The organism is Lentimicrobium sp. L6, from assembly GCF_013166655.1.
Taxonomy (GTDB): Bacteria; Bacteroidota; Bacteroidia; order Bacteroidales; family UBA12170; genus UBA12170.
Genome location: NZ_JABKCA010000010.1, coordinates 1 through 18,602 on the forward strand (window position 1 = coordinate 1; position 18,602 = coordinate 18,602).

Sequence of the window (18,602 nt, forward strand, 5' to 3'; positions counted from 1 at the left end):
CGAATTTAAATCGAAAGCTACCTCCCTTTGGGGAGGTTTAGTTCAACAAAAAATAATAAACAGATTGCTTGACGGATTTGATGGAAAGTTGACAAGCTCGAAATGGGGAAGAATTAACAAGTGTTCACAGGATACAGCTCTTCGAGATATTCAAGATTTGATAAAGAAGGATATATTACAAAAAGAAGCAAGTGGTGGACGCAGCACAAATTATGAATTGAAAGAAATGCCAGACGGTATCATGCGGAAAAAAATATTGCTTAGATAGTGCTAAATTTGACAAAATCATATTTGAATTTGTCAAAAGCAGTTATGGACTATTTTATCTTGAAATGAGGCGGTGGTGTATACGGCAATAGGTAGTGGGCTATATTATCATATAGGGTCTTCGAAACTTAAAGAGGAACCAGATGGGCCATTGATGTTCAAGCAAGTCCATTAAATAAATTATTATGCATAGATTTTATAAGAGATTAAGCAATTGGTCAACGATATTGATAGTTTTCTTATTTGTGTTAATTTTCTTTTTTGAAGAAGAATTTTCAGCTCAAATCACAAATATACTATACGGTGCCTTTATAGTTTCTTGGATAGCTTTGCCTTTTGCTGAGATTATGAAGTATAAAAACAAATGAAAATGAAAAAACATATCATACACTTAGGTATTTATCTTGCTTATAATATTCATCAAGTTATAAATATAATTTTTGCTTTCTCTCTAGTTTTTCTTGTTCCAGCTCGCTCGGATTTGCAATCCGAGTGTATATTATACTCAAAACATTTATACTTTTGTTTGATGTTAGACAGTTAGGAGAATAATGAGCTCAAATGACTATTATTTTAGTTGCTATTTTAAAACAGTTGATTTGGACATTATGATTGTTTCTTTTGGTTATTTACTCTCGGCTTGCAAATCCGAGTCAGCTTGTGAATCCATACATGCGTTTTCTTAGTGATGCCATTGAGCCTTTCTGTCTTAGTGGCTGATATTTAAAACATTGGTTTCTACATCCCCCGAAAAGCCAAATAATCAACCGGAGCAAAATCATCGTAGAGGATGGCCTGGTTTAAAGGAATGGCCTCTGTTACTCGTTTGGCTAATAAACTATCAATACTTGTGTCACTAGAAGAAAAAGCTGGACGAGTTTCTGATTTGATGGCGAGAATGATGGTACTTTGGATTTCTTCTCGTTTTTGCCCTCCTCTGTCAGCGAATAAATAGACTTGCGGGAAGACCTGCATAAAGGTTTTGAGTTCTGCTTGTAGGAATAAACTGGATTTTCCTTCTACCGCTTGTATCACATTTACCAAAACTACTCCACCTTCATTTAATAGGTCGTATTGTTTTTGTATGGCTTCCACAGTAGTTAATTGATAGGGAAGACTCACTGCGTTTCTGAAAGTGTCGCTATAGATTATATCGTATTTTTCTTCACAGGTGTTGATATAGGTTCTGGCATCCTCATGAATGATGTTTAAGTTTTTATTTTCTTTTAATCCAAAATACTCTTGAGCAACTCTGGTTACTTCCTCATCAATTTCTACCACATCTATTTTGGCTTCTGAATATTCATTCAAAAAGTATTTGGGAAAGCTATAGGCAGCTCCGCCCAGCATCAAGGTGTTTTTAAAATCGGGGTTGAAGTGTTCTGCCAATCTGAAATAGTACAAATAATTAAATGGAAGCGGTCGGTCACTTAAGCTCATTCCTCCAGCTCTTTGTCTTCCCAGTTGCATGATTAGAATACTGTCGCCACTTGAATAGTCTGTACTTGGAAATACCTTGATACTATTATATTCAGATTCAAATTGATAGGTATATGGTTGGTCTTTTTTTTTGTTTAATTGAAAAATTCCTAGAATAACGAGGAGGATAGAAATCCCAACAAAAGTCCATTTTTTCTTCATTAGAAATATGATAAGAGCAATGGCTATGGAGATAAAAAATAGTGTGACAAGTATATAGGTCAACGAGAAATTGGGTAAAAGGTAAAAACCAGCCAAAAAAGTCCCAAACAAACTACCAATGCTACCAAAAGCGAATACATTTCCTATGGTTTTTCCTGCTTTTGGTAAATCATCCAATAATAATTTGCTGATCATGGGAGAAATCATGCCAAAGAAAATACTGGCTGGAACAAATAATACAAAAGTAGAAATGATAGCAGAGGCTTTGATACCTCTCACATGTTGTAAAACCCATTCCAAGAAGTTATCTTTGATAAATAAGACCAAAAGCAAAGAAGCAGCTGCTCCTAGAAATGCAATGGCCGGTATTTTAATATCAGGATTCTTATCTATCCATTTTCCTCCTATAGAATATCCTAAGCTCAGGCTAGCTAAGACAAATCCAATTAAAGCTGTCCACACAAAGAAAGAAGTACCAATATAAGGAGCCAAAATCCGTGCACCAATAATCTCAAATACCATCACCATGGCTCCAGAAATAAAAGTCAATAAAAGAAGAAAGCTTTTTGATTTCATATTGTACTATCTTGTTGTTGTATCATTATTAGTACTAATGTACATTATTTTTTTGCTCCCTTTAGGGTTTAGGGGCTAACAAAAAAAATACCAAATGCACAATTAATTTCTATAATATTGAATTTTAGTTTTGCCCCAGCCCTAAAGGGAGCCTAAAATTCATGATTCTCCCTTTGAAATCTGATGGACATTAGAAATAAAATATCCTTCTATTTTTTTTCTTTGTGCCTCAGTGCCTTTGTGGTAAATAATTAAAATGCAAGATAAAAATCTTTTGTGACACGGCGATACTCTTCGGTATAATCATTCCCTTCTTCCCGAATAATGATGTTTTCCTTTGTCGTTTTGCAAGGTGATAATACAAACTCCAAAACCAAGCGATTGGCTATTTTAGAAGGTTTGGGCTGTATCTCCACTCTTCTTTGTAGATAAAACTGATAAGATGAGGCTATCTTAATAAATTCTTCTCCTTCGGTAAATGGGAGTATTAATGCTAGTTTTCCATGAGTGAAAAGAAGTTGACGAGCAGAATGAAGTAGGTCTTGGGAGCTTAAAGTATCATTATGTCTGGCTTTATTCCTGCTTTCCAATGGCGATTTTAAGGCATTCTCAAAAAATGGAGGATTGCTGATGAGGAGGTCAAACTTCTGATCTGATAGTTTTGCATATTCTTGCATACTGCATTCCGATGCTTTCAATCTGCTATTCCACTTGGAGGACTCAAAATTCTCCTGGGCTTGTTCCACCGAATCCTTGTCAATATCAATTGCCGAGATTTGAGCTTTCGATTTTTGAGCACACATTAAAGAAATGACTCCGCTACCACATCCAATATCCAATATTTTCCCATAGTTTTCCATCTCCACTAATGCGGCTAAGAGCACAGCGTCTGTTCCTACTTTCATGGAACTTTTATCATGAAAAACGCTGAATTGTTTAAAATTGAATGGCTTTGACATGGGTAAAGAGGTTGAGAGGTTGGGGTTTAGAGATTGGTTTTTTAATAGGGGATTTATATATTATTAGAAGTATTAAGCATTAAGCATTAAGCATGAAGGATGAAGCATTAAGCATGAAGGATGAAGCATTAAGCATGAAGGATGAAGGATGAAGGATGAAGCTTGGATTTTATCCGTCATCGGTCATCCGTCATCAAGCATCCGTCATCCGACTTCCGACTTCCGACTTCCAACTTCCAACTTCTAACTTCCAACTTCTAACTTCCTTTACTCCTCTTCCGCCAAATAAACGTCCAATAAACCCTCAGGTAGCTCCATTAAAATCTCTTTCTTTTTTCTATCTACATCAAGAATAAACTCATCTTTAATGGGGATAAGTACTTCTTTTTTCTCATGAAAAACTTGGAAAAGGGCTTGTTGGGGATAATCCAATATATGATCACACTTGCCAATAAGGCCGAAGCTTTTCTCAATAATATTGAATCCCAAAACTTCATGAAAGTAGAATTTGGTACCTTCAAGTATAGGTAAGCTAGCTGTAGGAAGATAAAGGAGGCTATTAACCAAGCTTTGAGCCATATCAATATCATCCACATCCTCAAAATAAACTACGGCAGTATTTTTAGAAGTATGAATCTGCATTTTATCGATAAAATAGGGGATGAGGCTTCCTCTATAATCCACGAATAGAGCATCTAGGCCAGCATATTCATGAGGGTTGTCTACATCTAAATAAATACTCAAACCACCTTGATGTCCGTTGGTTCTTGTAATTTTCCCTAGGTAATAACATTCTTCTTTAGTCATGGAAAGATATTTTTGCACGAAGTTTCAAGTTTGAAGCATGAAGGTTTATGCTCTTCTCCAAAATTTTTCGGCTGTTAATATTATGGCTTACAAAAATAAAAAAAACCGCCATGAAAGATCAGGGCGGTTCTTATTTTTAAGAGAAAAAATGCTATTCAGCAGTTTCTTCTTTTGCTTCTTCAGCAGGAGCTTCTTCGCTTGCAGCTTCTTCAACAGGAGCGGCAGCAGCTTCGGCAGCAGCAGCTTCAGCGGCTTTTGCAGCGGCAGCAGCTTCAAGAGCAGCTTGGGCATCAGCTCTTTGCTTTGCAAACTCAGCTTTACGAGCTTCGTTTACTTCAGCTTCAGCAGCTAAACGCTTCTTAAGGTCTTCTCTAGTAGTGTCTACTAAACCTTTAGCTTTTGCTTCAATCTTAGCTTCTTTTTCTGCTAACCATTCTTTGAATAAGATCTCAACCTTATCTTCAGTTAAAGCACCTTTTTTAACTCCTCTTAATAAGTGTTCTTTATATAAAACACCTTTGTAGGATAAAATTGCTTTTGCAGTGTCTGTAGGTTGAGCCCCAACTGTTACCCAATGCATTGCTCTTTCGAAATCTAATTCGATAGTTGCTGGGTTAGTCATAGGATCGTAAGTGCCAATCTTCTCTATTAATTTTCCATCACGAGGTGCACGACCATCTGCAATTACAATGTGGAAAAAAGGACGTCCTTTTTTACCTTTTCTTTGTAATCTAATTTTTGCTGGCATAATTGCTTAATTTTTAATTATTTATATACTTAATCTTAAAAATGGGTGCAAATATCGTAATAAGTATTGAATTAGAAAAGCTTTTTCCTTAAAAATCAATGATTTAATTCATTTTATATCATATCAATGGAAAGACCTAGTTTATGATGTTGGTATACAGAAGGATAGTGTTGAAATGATAAATATTGAAATCTATTAAATATCCGGTTTAAGTAGGTTGAATTATTTGCTTATCGAAAAGAATTGGCTATTTTTGCCGCGCAATTGGGCGAAATAAAAATAATTCGAAAATATTTCTCTTTCTATTTGATAGTATGGAAAATAGTATTATTTTTGCAGCCCTGAAAAATTAGACAAAATGGCAAAGAAGAGTAAAGAAGCAAGAGGACAAGTTATCTTAGAATGTACTGAGCATAAAGAAAGCGGTAAACCAGGTACATCTCGTTATATTACAACGAAGAATAGAAAAAACACTCCTGATAGATTGGAATTGAAGAAATTCAACCCTATTCTAAAGAAAATGACAATTCATAGAGAAATTAAATAATAAGAATATAAGATATGGCTAAGAAAGTAGTTGCGACCTTACAATCTGCCGGTAAAGACTGGGCAAAGGTAATACGTACATTAAAATCAGAGAAAACTGGAGCTTATTATTTTAAAGAAGATTCAGTACCTTTGGCACAAGCTAAGGAACTGATTAAAAAGAAATAATTGTAATAACAATTTCGGTATTACTGATGCCTTATCTGCTTAAATGATAAGGCATTTTTTCTATTTTTTAAAAATAATAATTATGGGATTGTTTTCGATTTTCAATAAAGAGAAGAAAAAGAGCCTAGATAAGGGTCTTGAAAAGACAAAAACCAGCCTGTTTGGTAAAATTACCAAGAGTATAGCAGGTAAGAGTAAGATTGATGATATAGTATTAGACGACTTGGAGGAGATTTTGGTTTCTTCTGATGTTGGTGTGGATACTACTCTAAAAATTATTGAAAGAATAGAAGCTAGGGTATCCAAAGATAAATACCTTGGAACATCGGAATTGAATAGAATGCTCAAAGAGGAAATTGCTGATCTTTTATCCGAGAATGAGAATCCTAATCTTCGAAATTTCAATTTTCCAGCTCAAGATCAACCCTATGTAATAATGGTGGTTGGAGTTAATGGTGTTGGTAAAACAACTACTATCGGAAAATTGGCTTATCAGTTTAAAAAAGCTGGAAAGAAAGTGGTTCTTGGTGCAAGTGATACTTTTAGAGCTGCAGCCGTAGAGCAATTGAAAATATGGGCTGGTAGGGTAGATGTGCCTATAGTGGAACAAGGAATGAATGCCGACCCTGCAAGTGTAGCCTATGATGCTTTAGAGTCTGGTGTTGCCCAAAAGGCTGATGTGATTATTATTGATACAGCTGGTCGATTGCACAATAAGATTAATTTGATGAATGAATTGGGGAAGATTAAGCGGGTGATGCAAAAAGTATTACCAGATGCTCCTCATGAAATTCTGTTGGTTTTAGATGCCAGTACTGGTCAGAATGCAATAGAGCAGGCTAAGCAGTTTACTGCTGCAACTGAAGTGAATGCTTTGGCATTAACTAAATTGGATGGTACTGCTAAAGGAGGGGTTGTTATTGGGATCAGTGAGCAATTCAAAATTCCTGTAAAATATATTGGGCTTGGTGAGAAAATGGAAGATTTGCAAGTTTTCGATAGAAACGAATTCGTAGATAGTTTATTCAGTTAGTTAAGCCAGAATAAAAAGATATAAAAAAAGGACGTGAATTTATTTTTCACGTCCTTTTCTTTTTTTTATATGCTGATTAGAATTTGGCAGCTCTTGCAAAACTAACATATTCTTTTTTAAGTTCTTTGTAAAGGTCTAAGGCTACATTGATATCAGCTCTTAGGTTGGTGTGGTCAGATATATTTTGGTCTGAAATATCGTTATCGCTCATCTTTTCTAAAGATTCTATATAACTGTCTTGTGCATTAATGCGGTCGTTGAAACTGTCGAAATGTTTTCTTTGAATATCAAATTTGTTTTGGAAATAATTTATTTTTTTTTGGAACTCAATGTCATAGCTCTTAAGACTAATGCTCGATAGCCATTCTTGATAAACATTGAGTTCACCTAAAATTATTTTCATTTCACTTTTCCAGAGCCTGTGCTCAAAATGTAATTCGCTAATATTATAAACTTTGGTTTCCATATATCTTGTTTTATTTTATACGAAACGAATATACGGAAAAATACAAGACCAAAGTCTTAGAATTTTGTCTTCGTTTTTTATTTAGAATAAATGGAAATTAGCTATTCTTTTTTAAGAAGCCATAAAATATAAGAGCTTGTGCGGAGGTATAAGTGCTGATTACCCAAATAGGTGAATAGGGAAGGTTAAACACAAATTTATTGATGGAAAGAAAACTATCCGATAATAGAAATAATCCAGAACCAGCTAATATATAATGGTAGCTAAGTCTAGGAGTTTGTTTTCTAATGATAGCAGTGAGTATAAGACCAAATAATGCTGTTGAATAAAGGAGGATGGCAATGATTAGAAAGTAATCTGGGTTTTGAGGAATTAATTTCCATAATATTAGAGAAGGCAGTGATAAGAAAATAAGCAGACCGAGTGATAAAATAGTAATTTGAGTAGGATTTAGTTTTATTGGCATTGCTCTGTCTTTTAGGTAAAGAATAATATAAAAAATGTGTGCCATCAAAAATGATGTGAGACCAGCCAAAAATTGATTAAATAAGGGCATTAAAAAAGCATCCCCTAGAAAACTGAAGACGATGGCAGCAAGATATAAATAGTCATTTTGTTTTGATGCTCTATTTTTAAACAAGAAATAGCCAGTAAATAAGCTGACCATCAGCATGGGTTTTAGGAAGTTTTCTAAAGTGTTTGCTCCTAAAAGTTGAGAAATAATTACAGAGATGCTTAAAACTATGTAGCAGAAGATAAATTTCTTAATCATGGTGCGAATATAGAGAGAAATAAAAAAGCGATTGAATTTCAATCGCTTTTTTTTATTTTAATTAATCTTTATTTCTTCAACCTGAATGACTTTTTTACTTTCTTGTTCATATAGATAAACTACTAAGGATAGTTTGTCTGTGACCCAGTCGTCACCCAATTGGAAGTTAGAAAAACTGATACTTTCATTATCTCCTGAATTATAGCTTGCGGAAGGTAGTGCTTCCCCCCAATTTCCATTAATGGCTCCTCTGAGCACATGCATATGAACATAGTCTTCTTCCATGCCACCCGGAACAACCTGAGGTTTAATAATGCTATCTTCTGTAATCCAAATTTGAACATTGCCTTGAGATGCAAAACCCTCGATGAAATCAAGATTGACTTCTCCGCTTAGTTTATTACCATTTAAAGAAGGGGTGATCTCTATATTGACCAGGCTGGTTTCTTCAAATTGCTTTGCAACCTCAGTGGCCCAACCATCTTTGTCAATTAGGTAATTGCCATCGGTATTGACTCTGTTCACCATTCCGGTTGGATAGGTTTGTACAGAGAAATAACTCTCGTATATGTCTCCAGCCTCTGTTCTGAAATCATAATCAAATGGCGCTGCACTAGGAGTTGCAAAGAAACCAGCATGAATGGCTACAACTATGAGTTTTTCTCCATAATTACTGGTGTCTTGTAGGGTATGAGCAATTTCATGTGCTAAAGGACAGTTTACACATTTCTGACCGGTAAAATCTTCTAAAAGAACTTTTTTGTTACCAACAGGTTTCTCAACTTCTTGGGTATAGGGTGCTTCTATCTTATCGCAGGCGGCGAAAGAAAAGCCAATTATTGTGAGGGCTAAAAATATTTTTAAAACTTTCATTTTCTTTTAGTTTAAATTAGAAACTACTGGTGATGGTAATTTTGAATCCATTGGATTTAGGCACTGCGCGACAAACTCCGCCTACGCATAATATGCCTTCTCTTTGACGACCATATGATAATAATACCCTGGTAGTGCCTTTGGTATAGCCGGCAGCTATTGTGGGGTAATGTAGTTTGTCGTATTTGTTTTCGTGATATTCTCCTTGATCATTAGTATAAGAGATGATTCCATCGTTATTTACATAATTGTATTGATCGGATACTGCAAGGAACCAAGTTGGAGCAAAGTTATACTCCAAGGTAGAAGCAATCCAATTTCCTTGATCTTGCTTGGTCAATAATTGAGATAGTTCCCAACGAATACTATGTTTTCTTTTAAATCTATAACTTAAATCTGTCACCCAAACAAAAGCCTCCACATTGGGTTCTCCTGGATGGCCTTCAATCACATCCATATTATAGGTGATCATATCGGCAGATGCAATCAATTTGAAATGCTTATTGATTTTTTTATTGATTTCGAACCCTAAATCTTGGAAGTAGACTTCATCTCCTATGGATAGGAATTTTGTTTCGTATCCTAGTGTTCCCGATTCGCCAATAGGAGTTTCTGAGTCGAGTTGTGATTTTTCGATGGAGCGAATGTGAGAGAAATTGATTTCAATTCCCATTCCGTATTTACCACCGAGTTTAGATTTTTTAGGAACTTTATAATTTAGGGTAGCTTGTATGGCTGCTTCTCCATTCACTTGGGTGGCATAGGGATACATGGCCGATAGGCTGTAGGTATGAGTCTTAGCATTTGGAGGGAGGAAATTGATAAACAAGGCATCTCCAGTTACTGATCTGTCAGATTTGAATCCCATATTGTCGATCCATTTTCCGCTTAAAGCAAAACCAAATCCTTTTTGTGAATAGGACATAGAAGTGAATAAACCTTGGCCATCTTTATAAATAAAATTATTAATGGCATTTGGGTCGTTGATTTTATGTGCATATTCTGTTTGCCAGAAAAAACCACCATGACTTAAATTAAATCTTGTTGACCATGACATTACATTTTCAGGTAATTTATAGATAGGATCTAAGTCAGCTTGATATTTACTAATTAACCCTCCGCCAAGTGTTAATTTGGTCTTAGAGGTCTCAAGACTTGAGAAAAGGTCATTAATGAAAAGATCGACATCACCACCTCTTACTATTCCTCTACTGTCTTTCTCGTATTTTTCCCAAAAAAATCTTTGTGTACCATAAATACCTTTGATAGTTACTCCTTTTGTGGGAGTTAGAATAATTCTGGCACCATCCACAGAGTTGTCATACCCTAAACTCCATTCTTCGTAGGCTCTAAATATCATTCCAGAGCCAAATTGCTCATAAAAGTTACCTACTGTTACATCAATGATTCCAGTATTGTATCTGGCCCATCTGTTTGCAAAGCCCTGACCCTCTAGCCTGTCATCAAAACCTGCTAAAGGGGGAAGATATGCTTCGTAACGAACCCCCGCAGAGAAATTACCCAAGCGGTAAATGATATTACCAAAGGCATTCATTCTAGCGTCTTTTCCATTAATATCTTCGTTGGTAATTCCCAATTTACTATCAGGTTGGTAAATCTGAGCGTCCAACTGAAAACTTCCGCTTACTTGTCCGTATTTTTGAGGACTCTGAGCAAAAGCAACTTGTGTAAAAGCGAATAATATCGCAAATACTCCAATCGATTTAAGTATATGTTTTTTCATTCTATGATATGTTTATATCTTATGCTTCAAACTAAAGGTTCTGAATACTTAATCACGTGATTAGTGTCCAGATATGTCTTCTCCGTTTGCTACTTTTTCAATGATTTCAATTAAATCTAATTCTGCACCTTCTGCGAAAGAAGTATGTTGCCAAACAATATTCTTGTTACCATCAAGAACAAAAGTATGAGGAATCATGTTTACGTTCATAGCTCTCTTAAAATCACCATTAGGATCTAGAAGAACTTCATATTCCCATGCTTTTCCATTAACCAATGGTCCAACCTTAGCAGTAGAACGTGCATCATCAATTGAAATAGCATAAAGCTTTACGCCAGTTTCCTCTTGCCATTCTTCGTATACATCAGCAATGGTTGTTAACTCCTTAATACATGGGTGACACCATAATGCCCAAAAGCTAACTATGATTGGTTTTCCATCATTATCAATATCTGCTGTATTGAAAGATTCTCCAGTGATGGTTTTTACTGTAACTTCTGGTAAAGTTTTGCCTGCATGATCTTGTGCAAAAATGACTCCAGTGAATAGTATTAAAGCTAAAATGATACTTAATCTCTTCATAATGTGTGTTTTAAATTCAATTTGTGTTTGAGATGTTTATTAGACATATATCCAATCTAAAAAGTTGTACAAGTTTACAACTATTTTTAGAAATAAAACACAAGTTTCGTAAATATTTTAATAAGTTTTTGATTTTATCTTTAATAATTTAGAAACTTACTTGTTTAATGATTTCATATGCTAAAACAATGCCAAGATAAGAATTATTTGAAATGTAGGGGGAGTTGAACGACTAAACTACGGTAAAAATATTGACTGTTAGTTGTCGATAATGATGATTTCCACTCTTCTGTTTGCTATTTTCTCTCTGTCGTTTTTTTCAAACTCAAAGAGTTTTTGTGAAGACCCATAACCTTTATAGGAAAGTCTGTTTTTATTAATTCCTTTAGAGATCAGGTAGGAATATACAGCGAATGCTCTGTTAACTGATAGGTGGTAATCGCCAGTTAGGGCATCGTAGCCATCGCTTCCATCATATTGGCAGCAAATATGGCCTCTGATTTCAATTTTTATGGCTGGGTGTTCTTCTAGTGCTTGGTGTAATTGCTCTAATTCGGGGAGTGATTGAGGAAGGACTCTGTGATTTCCTGGTTGGAAATTGATGTTTTTAGCAATAATTTTATCTCCAACATCACCTGAGCTTATTTGTTCATCAATTTGTTTAGGAATAGCTTTCTTCTTTGGCTGTTTTTGTTTGGTGGGCTCCTCTGTTTTATTTTGATGATATTGGTATATAATGGAGACTCTTCTGGAACTAGATAGCTGATTAATATTGTTTTTATCCTCCCCAAATCCTTTTACTTCTTTAAAAATTTCGATTGGGAAGTCTAGTTTGAGCAAGGAAAAATAGGTGTAATAGGCTCTTTTATTGGAAAGTTTTTGATTATAGGTATTAGAGGCTATGCTGTCTGTAAATGCATTAATCTTAATACTAGTGATTTCAAGTGTTTGGAGTTTTTGGAGTTCATGAAAATGCTCTTCGGTATTCTGAAAATGATCGGTGTCAAAAAACAAATTCAGGGTATCGGTTTGAATTTGTGCAAAGAGGAGGGAATACACAAATATCATTAGGCATAACAAAAAGATACGTTTCATATTTCAAATGTTTGGAAATATTAAAACGTATTTCATTACTTTATATTGTTTGCTGTTCCTGATGGAACAGTTTTCTTAGGTCTGATATTATTTCAAGAGTGAGCAGGCTTCCTTAATTCTAGTAGCTGCAATAGTTAATGTTTCTGAGGATGCTGCATAAGATAGGCGCATACAATTGGCATCACCAAAAGCTTCTCCTGTTACCAAAGCTACATTAGCTTTTTCTAGAATGTATAAAACCAAGTCGGTGGCTGTATTGATAGTGATATTTCCGTCTGATTTTCCAAAAAATGCAGTAATATTGGGGAAAAGATAAAAGGCGCCTGGAGGTGTGTTAAGCACGAATCCATCAATTTCTGAGAGGAGGGAGATCAGTAAATCTCTTCTTTCTTTAAAGGCCAGAACCATATCTTGAATTTCTTTACACTCTTTAGGGTCGGCTTCAAAAGCAGTAATCGCGGCTCTCTGCGCAATAGCGTTAGTTCCAGATGTAGTTTGTCCTTGAAGTTTAGTACAGGCATCTGCTATTTCTTTCGACGCGGCAATAAAACCAAGTCTCCAGCCTGTCATGGCATACCCTTTTGACACTCCATTAACAATAACCACCTGATTTTTTACTTCTTCAAATTGTGCAATACTCTCATGCTGACTGTCAAAGTTGATGATTTCATAAATTTCATCACTGATGATGATGATTTCTGGATAATTCTTCATCAATTCTGCAATTTCTTTTAGCTCATCTTTGGTATAAACTGTTCCAGTAGGATTACAAGGAGAGGAGAAGATAATCGCTTTAGTTTTATCGGTGATTGCTTTTCGAATTTCTTCGGGAGTTACCTTAAAGTCATTGGCAATATCAGTTTTAATGAGAACAGGTTTGCCTTCTGCTAGCATCACCATGTCAGCGTAGCTCACCCAGTATGGGGCTGGAATTACAACTTCCTCACCAGGGTTTACTATGCTAAGGAATACATTGCTAATGGATTGTTTAGCACCTGTAGAAACAACGATTTGATTAGCTTGGTAATCAAGACCATTATCGCGCTTAAGCTTTTTCACTATGGCTTCACGCAAAGGCAGAAAACCAGGAACAGGTGGATAATGAGTATAATTCTCATCAATGGCTGTTTTACCGGCTTCTTTAATAAACTCAGGAGTGTTAAAGTCTGGTTCACCAATACTTAAATTGATCACGTCAATTCCTTGTTCTTTAAGTTCACGGCTCTTTTTAGTCATGGCTAAAGTGGCCGACTCTGTCATTTGATTTAAGCGATTCGATACGATTCCCATAGTGTTGTATTTTTGTCTTGGCAAAATTAACTTTTGTTCGTGAATTAGCAAATTTGTTCTTCTGAATCCTAACCAGTGGTTTACTGATTTTTACAAAAAAAAAGGGCCACCGTTTTCAGTAGCCCAAGCTAATTGCTTCTCTCTGTATTTTTTAGTCAAATTCGAACCAGTTTTTTACCAATTCTACTTTGTCTGTTGTTTCTGATATGTGGATGAATTCATTATTCTTTACGTTATAACGATAATCCTTTTCCCATTCATTAATATTTTCTATCATATCTTTAAAAGCTTGTGCTATGAATTCCAATTCTTGAATGGTCATGGTAGGATGTAGTGAAAGTCTTACCCATCCAGGCTTAGAAGATAAATCACCTTTATTAATCTTTTCAGTGATTTTTTTTGATTCGCAAGAAGTAATTCCCATTAAAAAATGTCCATAGGTACCAGCACAAGCACAGCCGCCACGCAATTGAATTCCAAATCTGTCATTCAATATTTTAACTGCAAGATTATAATGAATATCTTCTATATAAAAGGATATAACCCCTAATCGGTCTTTTAAATCTCCAGATAGAATATGTAGCTTTTCAATCGGATCCAATAATTCGAATGCCTTTGCTACCAACACTTTTTCTCGTGCTTCTATATTTTTGACTCCAATTTGCTCTTTTAGTTTTATAGCCAGAGCAACTCTAATAGCTTGCAGGAATCCAGGTGTTCCACCATCCTCTCTAGCTTCTATATTATCTACATATTTATATTCTCCCCAAGGATTGGTCCAATCTACTGTTCCTCCACCGGGATGATCTGGAGTTTTGTTTAAGTATAACTTATTATTGAAAATTAAAACACCACTACTGCCTGGGCCTCCTAAGAATTTATGAGGAGAGAAATATATAGCGTCTAATTCTTCTTCAGGATCTTCAGGGTGCATGTTCATATCTTCATATGGTGCATTGGCAGCAAAATCAATAAAGCATAAGCCCTGATGTTGATGCATGATTTTTGCTAATTCATGATAGTTGGTATGAACACCTGTAACGTTTGAACAAGCCGAAAAACTTCCCATTTTGAATTTTCTATCCTCGTATTTCTTCAGCTGTTTCCTTAATTCATCAGGATTTACGGTTAAATCTTTGTTAGGTTCTAAAACAATCACCTCGGCATTGGTTTCTAGCCAGCTGGTTTGATTTGAATGATGTTCCATATGGGTAATGAAAACGATGGGGCGATCTTTTTCATTTTGTATACATGATTTACCAGAAAGAACACCACAGTTCTTTAGGCCAAGAATTCTTTGGAATTTATTGATGACACTTGTCATTCCATTACCACTGGTTATTAAAATATCATCGTCATGTGCATTCACATGTTTTTTGATAATCTTTTGTGCCCAATGATAAGATTTGGTCATTATGGTTCCTGTCTCGCTGGTCTCAGTATGTGTGTTAGCTACCCAAGGACCAAAATCCTCTTGAATCTTTTTTTCAATAGGGCTATATAGCCTACCACTGGCGATCCAATCTGCATACAATACCTTTTTTTCCCCATAAGGAGACTGCATTACTAGATCGTTTCCAATAATATTATTTCTGTATTTCTCAAAAAAATGGTCCATTCAATATTTTTTGACTGGTTGTTTTAGTAAAGATTCGTAAATATTTTACAAAGTACCTAGGTCATTCGTAAAAACTTAGCAAATATAGTATTTTTTTAGAAAAAAATATGGAAGTACCGAAATGTTAATTTCATAAGCCTTGTTTTTATTCAATTTAAATTACTGAAAAATAAAGTTGCACAAAACCAGTGAGTTGTAAAAAATAATCTCTTGGTATTTATATGCATGCATGGTTTTGTTTATAGGAATGTTTATGGAGATTCAAAGAGAAATCACTTTTTTTGGCGTAAAATGGCTGTGCTAAATCTAATTCGGCCTCTAAAATCGCATATTATTTGGATGGATTCGAAGCCATGTTTAATTAAAAGATCTGAAAGTTCAGTTCCATATTTTTCATTGATCTCAAAATATAACCTTCCATTATTATGGAGGTGGTCTTTAGCTTGAAGAATAATTCTTTCGTAAAATAAAAGAGGAGCGGAGTCTTTTACATATAAAGCAGATTCAGGCTCAAAATCTACTACATTTTTATGCATTTCTTTTTTCTCGGATTCTAGAACGTATGGAGGGTTGGAGATGATAACATCGTAATCTCCACTGAAGTCTTCTTTGAGGATATCTAATTGGACAAGGTCGATGGTAGAGTTCTGAGCTTGAACATTCTTTTGGGCCAATTCAATAATCTCAGATTTAAAATCAAGTCCATAATACTTATGCTGTGGCATGGCCTTTTCTAAGGCTAGAGGAATGCAGGCTGTTCCTGTGCCGATATCAAGTATCTTCAAACTACTATTAGAATTTTCTTTGGAAATAATGTATTGAACTAGCTCCTCAGTTTCTGGTCTGGGAATTAAAGTGTGTTCATTTACTTGGAGTTTTAGATTGAGAAACCAGGTGTATCCTAATACATGTTGTATGGGCTTCCCTTTTTTTAAATCCTTAATGGCGAAATTGAACTTTAATAATTCCGATTCGCTCATGCCGTTATTCAAGTTTAATTGAAAGTCCACTCGTCCAACTCCCAAAAATTCTTCGAATAGCCATAAAGTAATGGCTTTTGTTTCTTCTTCAGGATATATTCCGGAGAGCTCCTCTATGGCAAATGCCATGACGCTTTTATATTTATTGCTAGAAATACGCATTTGGCAAAAATATGGAGATTATTTAGAGCAAACCTATAGATTTTTGTAAATTCGCTTTTAAACTGATCGCTATGAACGAAATGATACCGTCTTTAAACCAAATTCAAGAAGAAAAGAAAGCTGCTGTACTCTGTATGGTCATAGAAAGTGTGGGCTCCACTCCACGTAAAGCAGGTAGTAAAATGCTGGTATTAAGCGATGGAAGTATAGAAGGTTCTGTTGGTGGTGGAGTGATAGAGCAAACGGTGATAGCGGAGGCTCTTCAGATGATGAATACTTTTCAGATAAAAACGATGGACTATGAACTGGGAAGTGATTTGAGTATGCATTGTGGAGGAAGTGTGAAAATCTATTTTGAAGCCATTAACTCCTTACCGCGTCTTCTTATCTTTGGGGCAGGTCATATTGGGAAAATGTTGGCAGAAATGGCACTTCCTTTTGGTTTCGATGTTCATTTAATCGATAATAGAACTGATATTTTCATAGATAAGAATAGTGCAATAAATTATATAGGTAATGAATTTCCAGATGCTTGGGAAAGTATGGAATTTCAGAAGAATGATTTTGTGGTGGTGACTACTTATAAACATGATTACGATGCTGGCATTGTTGACCATGTTTTATCAAAGCCGCATGCTTATTTAGGAATGATGGCTAGTAAAAGAAAGGCTGCCAAAGCTCAAAATAAATGGCTGGAGAGTGGTCATTCAGAAGAAGCTATTAATAAGGTGTATTCTCCAATAGGCTTAAAGATTCAATGTGAGACTCCTCGAGAAATTGCTTTAAGCATTTTGGCGCAGTTGGTTGATGAAGTCAATAAAATGAGAAAGGCATAATCATGAGAGAAGAAAGAAATAATATTGAGTTTCTATTGAATGATGAATTGGTGAATCTCAAACTAGATTCGGATTCAGATTTTTCATCTACAACTACTGTCTTAGAATGGTTAAGATCTAATTCTGATTATTTAGGTGCTAAAGAGGGTTGTGCCGAAGGCGATTGTGGTGCCTGTACAGTTGTTATTGTTGAGGAAGTAAATGATAAATTGATTTATAAAGCTGTGACCAGTTGTATCTTATTCTTGCCTTATCTGCATGGAAAGCAATTATTAACGGTGGAGCATTTATCGAAAACGGTAAATGGAGAATATGAGCTTCATCCTGTGCAAGAAGTATTGGCAAAATATAATGGAAGCCAATGTGGTTATTGTACACCAGGAATAGTGATGAGTCTATTTTCGTTTTATAAGAACCAAGAAACGGAGGAGGATATACAAAATAGTTTGAGTGGTAATTTATGTCGTTGTACGGGTTATGAAAGCATAAAAGAAGCGGCTATTGAGATTGGTGAGTCAGATTTTGTTGACGAGTTTGCCAATAAGGAAAAACATATTATTGCCAGATTAAAAGAGCTAAAACAAAATTTACAAGCTTTTGACTCCGCTAATTATATCCAGCCCTTAAGTTTAGAAGAAGCCTTAAGTATCAAACAAGAAAAACCAGACCTCCTGTTGATAGGAGGTGCTTCGGACATCGCTTTATTAAAGACCAAAAAACATCAAGAATTGCCGGCTATTTTAGACCTTTCCAATGTAAAAGAGCTGAAAGAGATAACAAAACATGAAAGCTATTGGGAAATTGGTGCTTCTGTAACGATGGAGCAGCTTCGATTGGAAATGGTAAATGATTGGCCCGATTTTAAAAAGATATTAGATGTTTTTGGCAGCAAACAAATTCGAAATGTAGCTACCATTGGTGGCAATGTGGGAAGTGCTTCTCCCATTGGAGATATATTGCCATTATTGATGGCTCATCAAGCAGAAATCATTATACAAAGTAAACATGAAGCCAGACCCGAAAGTTTAGAAGAATTCATTTTAGCTTATAGAAAAACCAGCTTAATGCCCGATGAGTTGATTTCTAAAATCATCATTCCAATTGATAAGGATTGGATATTTTGGTCGGAGAAAGTGAGTAAAAGAAAGCAATTGGACATCAGTACTATCAGCGCTGCTTTTGCCGTCCGATTAACTAAGGAAAAGAAAATAGGAGCGATTATTTTAGCCTACGGAGGAATGGCTGCTATGCCAGTTCGTGCGACTATGGCTGAGGAATTTCTGCTAGGAAAAGAATTTGAGGAGGCTCATTTTGAAAAAGCAGCCCAATTAATTACAGAAGAATTTGAACCTATTACAGATGCTAGAGCCTCAAAAGAAGGACGAGCCATTTTAGCTGCCAACTTAATGCGGAAGTTCTATTTTGAAAATCTTCCTTAG

General features: G+C 35.4%; 18 protein-coding genes and 1 pseudogene. 6 read left to right on the forward strand and 13 right to left on the reverse strand.

Annotated elements, in window-relative coordinates; all coding sequences use genetic code 11:
* Positions 1 to 268: pseudogene (locus HNS38_RS03755) on the forward strand (hypothetical protein); the annotation flags it as partial.
* A 737-nt stretch (positions 269 to 1,005) separates the two neighbouring features.
* Here the strand turns inward: HNS38_RS03755 and HNS38_RS03760 are convergent.
* From HNS38_RS03760 to HNS38_RS03775, 4 genes are all read right to left on the reverse strand, one after another.
* Complete coding sequence (locus tag HNS38_RS03760) at positions 1,006 to 2,484, reverse strand: fused MFS/spermidine synthase (RefSeq protein WP_172283935.1); 1,479 nt, start codon at positions 2,482 to 2,484, stop codon at positions 1,006 to 1,008.
* 251 nt (positions 2,485 to 2,735) lie between these two features.
* Positions 2,736 to 3,443 (reverse strand): tRNA1(Val) (adenine(37)-N6)-methyltransferase, encoded by a 708-nt coding sequence (locus HNS38_RS03765; protein WP_172283937.1) that lies wholly within the window; start codon positions 3,441 to 3,443, stop codon positions 2,736 to 2,738.
* 267 nt (positions 3,444 to 3,710) lie between these two features.
* Positions 3,711 to 4,250 carry a ribosome maturation factor RimM gene (gene rimM / locus HNS38_RS03770; protein WP_172283940.1) on the reverse strand — a complete coding sequence of 180 codons (540 nt, stop codon included), beginning with the start codon at positions 4,248 to 4,250 and terminating at the stop codon, positions 3,711 to 3,713.
* Between the two features lie 151 nt (positions 4,251 to 4,401).
* Entirely contained in the window at positions 4,402 to 4,998 is a 597-nt protein-coding gene (locus tag HNS38_RS03775) for a 30S ribosomal protein S16 (protein ID WP_172345993.1), read from the reverse strand.
* A gap of 358 nt (positions 4,999 to 5,356) precedes the next feature.
* Between HNS38_RS03775 and rpmG the strand changes: the two genes are divergently transcribed.
* From rpmG to ftsY, 3 genes are all read left to right on the forward strand, one after another.
* Positions 5,357 to 5,545: a 50S ribosomal protein L33 gene (gene rpmG / locus HNS38_RS03780; protein ID WP_172283944.1), complete on the forward strand. Its 189-nt coding sequence runs from the start codon at positions 5,357 to 5,359 to the stop codon at positions 5,543 to 5,545.
* A gap of 14 nt (positions 5,546 to 5,559) precedes the next feature.
* Positions 5,560 to 5,712, forward strand: a complete 153-nt coding sequence (locus HNS38_RS03785; protein ID WP_172283946.1) for a DUF4295 family protein — start codon at positions 5,560 to 5,562, stop codon at positions 5,710 to 5,712.
* A gap of 82 nt (positions 5,713 to 5,794) precedes the next feature.
* Complete coding sequence (ftsY, locus tag HNS38_RS03790; protein WP_172283948.1) at positions 5,795 to 6,745, forward strand: signal recognition particle-docking protein FtsY; 951 nt, start codon at positions 5,795 to 5,797, stop codon at positions 6,743 to 6,745.
* Between the two features lie 76 nt (positions 6,746 to 6,821).
* On the opposite strand, the gene HNS38_RS03795 is transcribed toward ftsY, so the two are convergent.
* From HNS38_RS03795 to prmC, 9 genes are all read right to left on the reverse strand, one after another.
* The gene (locus tag HNS38_RS03795) at positions 6,822 to 7,211 is read right to left on the reverse strand and encodes a hypothetical protein (RefSeq protein ID WP_172283950.1); all 390 of its coding nucleotides are present in this window, start codon (positions 7,209 to 7,211) and stop codon (positions 6,822 to 6,824) included.
* A gap of 97 nt (positions 7,212 to 7,308) precedes the next feature.
* The gene (locus HNS38_RS03800; RefSeq protein ID WP_172283953.1) at positions 7,309 to 7,983 is read right to left on the reverse strand and encodes a lysoplasmalogenase; all 675 of its coding nucleotides are present in this window, start codon (positions 7,981 to 7,983) and stop codon (positions 7,309 to 7,311) included.
* A gap of 57 nt (positions 7,984 to 8,040) precedes the next feature.
* Positions 8,041 to 8,856 (reverse strand): Omp28 family outer membrane lipoprotein, encoded by an 816-nt coding sequence (locus HNS38_RS03805; RefSeq protein WP_172283956.1) that lies wholly within the window; start codon positions 8,854 to 8,856, stop codon positions 8,041 to 8,043.
* 16 nt (positions 8,857 to 8,872) lie between these two features.
* Positions 8,873 to 10,600 carry a DUF6029 family protein gene (locus HNS38_RS03810; protein ID WP_172345994.1) on the reverse strand — a complete coding sequence of 576 codons (1,728 nt, stop codon included), beginning with the start codon at positions 10,598 to 10,600 and terminating at the stop codon, positions 8,873 to 8,875.
* A gap of 60 nt (positions 10,601 to 10,660) precedes the next feature.
* On the reverse strand, positions 10,661 to 11,182 hold the full coding sequence (locus tag HNS38_RS03815; RefSeq protein ID WP_172345995.1) for a TlpA disulfide reductase family protein: 522 nt from the start codon (positions 11,180 to 11,182) through the stop codon (positions 10,661 to 10,663).
* Positions 11,183 to 11,440: 258 nt separating this feature from the next.
* The gene (locus HNS38_RS03820) at positions 11,441 to 12,277 is read right to left on the reverse strand and encodes an OmpA family protein (protein ID WP_172345996.1); all 837 of its coding nucleotides are present in this window, start codon (positions 12,275 to 12,277) and stop codon (positions 11,441 to 11,443) included.
* Positions 12,278 to 12,364: 87 nt separating this feature from the next.
* Positions 12,365 to 13,567 (reverse strand): pyridoxal phosphate-dependent aminotransferase, encoded by a 1,203-nt coding sequence (locus HNS38_RS03825; RefSeq protein ID WP_172345997.1) that lies wholly within the window; start codon positions 13,565 to 13,567, stop codon positions 12,365 to 12,367.
* 151 nt (positions 13,568 to 13,718) lie between these two features.
* Positions 13,719 to 15,185, reverse strand: a complete 1,467-nt coding sequence (locus HNS38_RS03830) for an aminotransferase class V-fold PLP-dependent enzyme (protein WP_172345998.1) — start codon at positions 15,183 to 15,185, stop codon at positions 13,719 to 13,721.
* A gap of 272 nt (positions 15,186 to 15,457) precedes the next feature.
* Positions 15,458 to 16,294: a peptide chain release factor N(5)-glutamine methyltransferase gene (gene prmC / locus HNS38_RS03835; protein ID WP_172345999.1), complete on the reverse strand. Its 837-nt coding sequence runs from the start codon at positions 16,292 to 16,294 to the stop codon at positions 15,458 to 15,460.
* 104 nt (positions 16,295 to 16,398) lie between these two features.
* On the opposite strand from prmC, the gene HNS38_RS03840 reads away from it, so the two are divergent.
* A complete protein-coding gene (locus HNS38_RS03840; RefSeq protein WP_172283972.1) occupies positions 16,399 to 17,163 on the forward strand; it encodes an XdhC family protein in 765 nt (254 codons plus the stop codon).
* A gap of 2 nt (positions 17,164 to 17,165) precedes the next feature.
* Positions 17,166 to 18,602, forward strand: a complete 1,437-nt coding sequence (xdhA, locus tag HNS38_RS03845; protein ID WP_172346000.1) for a xanthine dehydrogenase small subunit — start codon at positions 17,166 to 17,168, stop codon at positions 18,600 to 18,602.

Coding starts and splice junctions, on each gene's coding strand:
- HNS38_RS03760 (WP_172283935.1), bottom strand. CDS start 2,484: ATGAAATCAAAAAGCTTTCTTCTTTTATTGACTTTTATTTCTGGAGCC.
- HNS38_RS03765 (WP_172283937.1), bottom strand. CDS start 3,443: ATGTCAAAGCCATTCAATTTTAAACAATTCAGCGTTTTTCATGATAAA.
- rimM (WP_172283940.1), bottom strand. CDS start 4,250: ATGACTAAAGAAGAATGTTATTACCTAGGGAAAATTACAAGAACCAAC.
- HNS38_RS03775 (WP_172345993.1), bottom strand. CDS start 4,998: ATGCCAGCAAAAATTAGATTACAAAGAAAAGGTAAAAAAGGACGTCCT.
- rpmG (WP_172283944.1), top strand. CDS start 5,357: ATGGCAAAGAAGAGTAAAGAAGCAAGAGGACAAGTTATCTTAGAATGT.
- HNS38_RS03785 (WP_172283946.1), top strand. CDS start 5,560: ATGGCTAAGAAAGTAGTTGCGACCTTACAATCTGCCGGTAAAGACTGG.
- ftsY (WP_172283948.1), top strand. CDS start 5,795: ATGGGATTGTTTTCGATTTTCAATAAAGAGAAGAAAAAGAGCCTAGAT.
- HNS38_RS03795 (WP_172283950.1), bottom strand. CDS start 7,211: ATGGAAACCAAAGTTTATAATATTAGCGAATTACATTTTGAGCACAGG.
- HNS38_RS03800 (WP_172283953.1), bottom strand. CDS start 7,983: ATGATTAAGAAATTTATCTTCTGCTACATAGTTTTAAGCATCTCTGTA.
- HNS38_RS03805 (WP_172283956.1), bottom strand. CDS start 8,856: ATGAAAGTTTTAAAAATATTTTTAGCCCTCACAATAATTGGCTTTTCT.
- HNS38_RS03810 (WP_172345994.1), bottom strand. CDS start 10,600: ATGAAAAAACATATACTTAAATCGATTGGAGTATTTGCGATATTATTC.
- HNS38_RS03815 (WP_172345995.1), bottom strand. CDS start 11,182: ATGAAGAGATTAAGTATCATTTTAGCTTTAATACTATTCACTGGAGTC.
- HNS38_RS03820 (WP_172345996.1), bottom strand. CDS start 12,277: ATGAAACGTATCTTTTTGTTATGCCTAATGATATTTGTGTATTCCCTC.
- HNS38_RS03825 (WP_172345997.1), bottom strand. CDS start 13,567: ATGGGAATCGTATCGAATCGCTTAAATCAAATGACAGAGTCGGCCACT.
- HNS38_RS03830 (WP_172345998.1), bottom strand. CDS start 15,185: ATGGACCATTTTTTTGAGAAATACAGAAATAATATTATTGGAAACGAT.
- prmC (WP_172345999.1), bottom strand. CDS start 16,294: ATGGCATTTGCCATAGAGGAGCTCTCCGGAATATATCCTGAAGAAGAA.
- HNS38_RS03840 (WP_172283972.1), top strand. CDS start 16,399: ATGAACGAAATGATACCGTCTTTAAACCAAATTCAAGAAGAAAAGAAA.
- xdhA (WP_172346000.1), top strand. CDS start 17,166: ATGAGAGAAGAAAGAAATAATATTGAGTTTCTATTGAATGATGAATTG.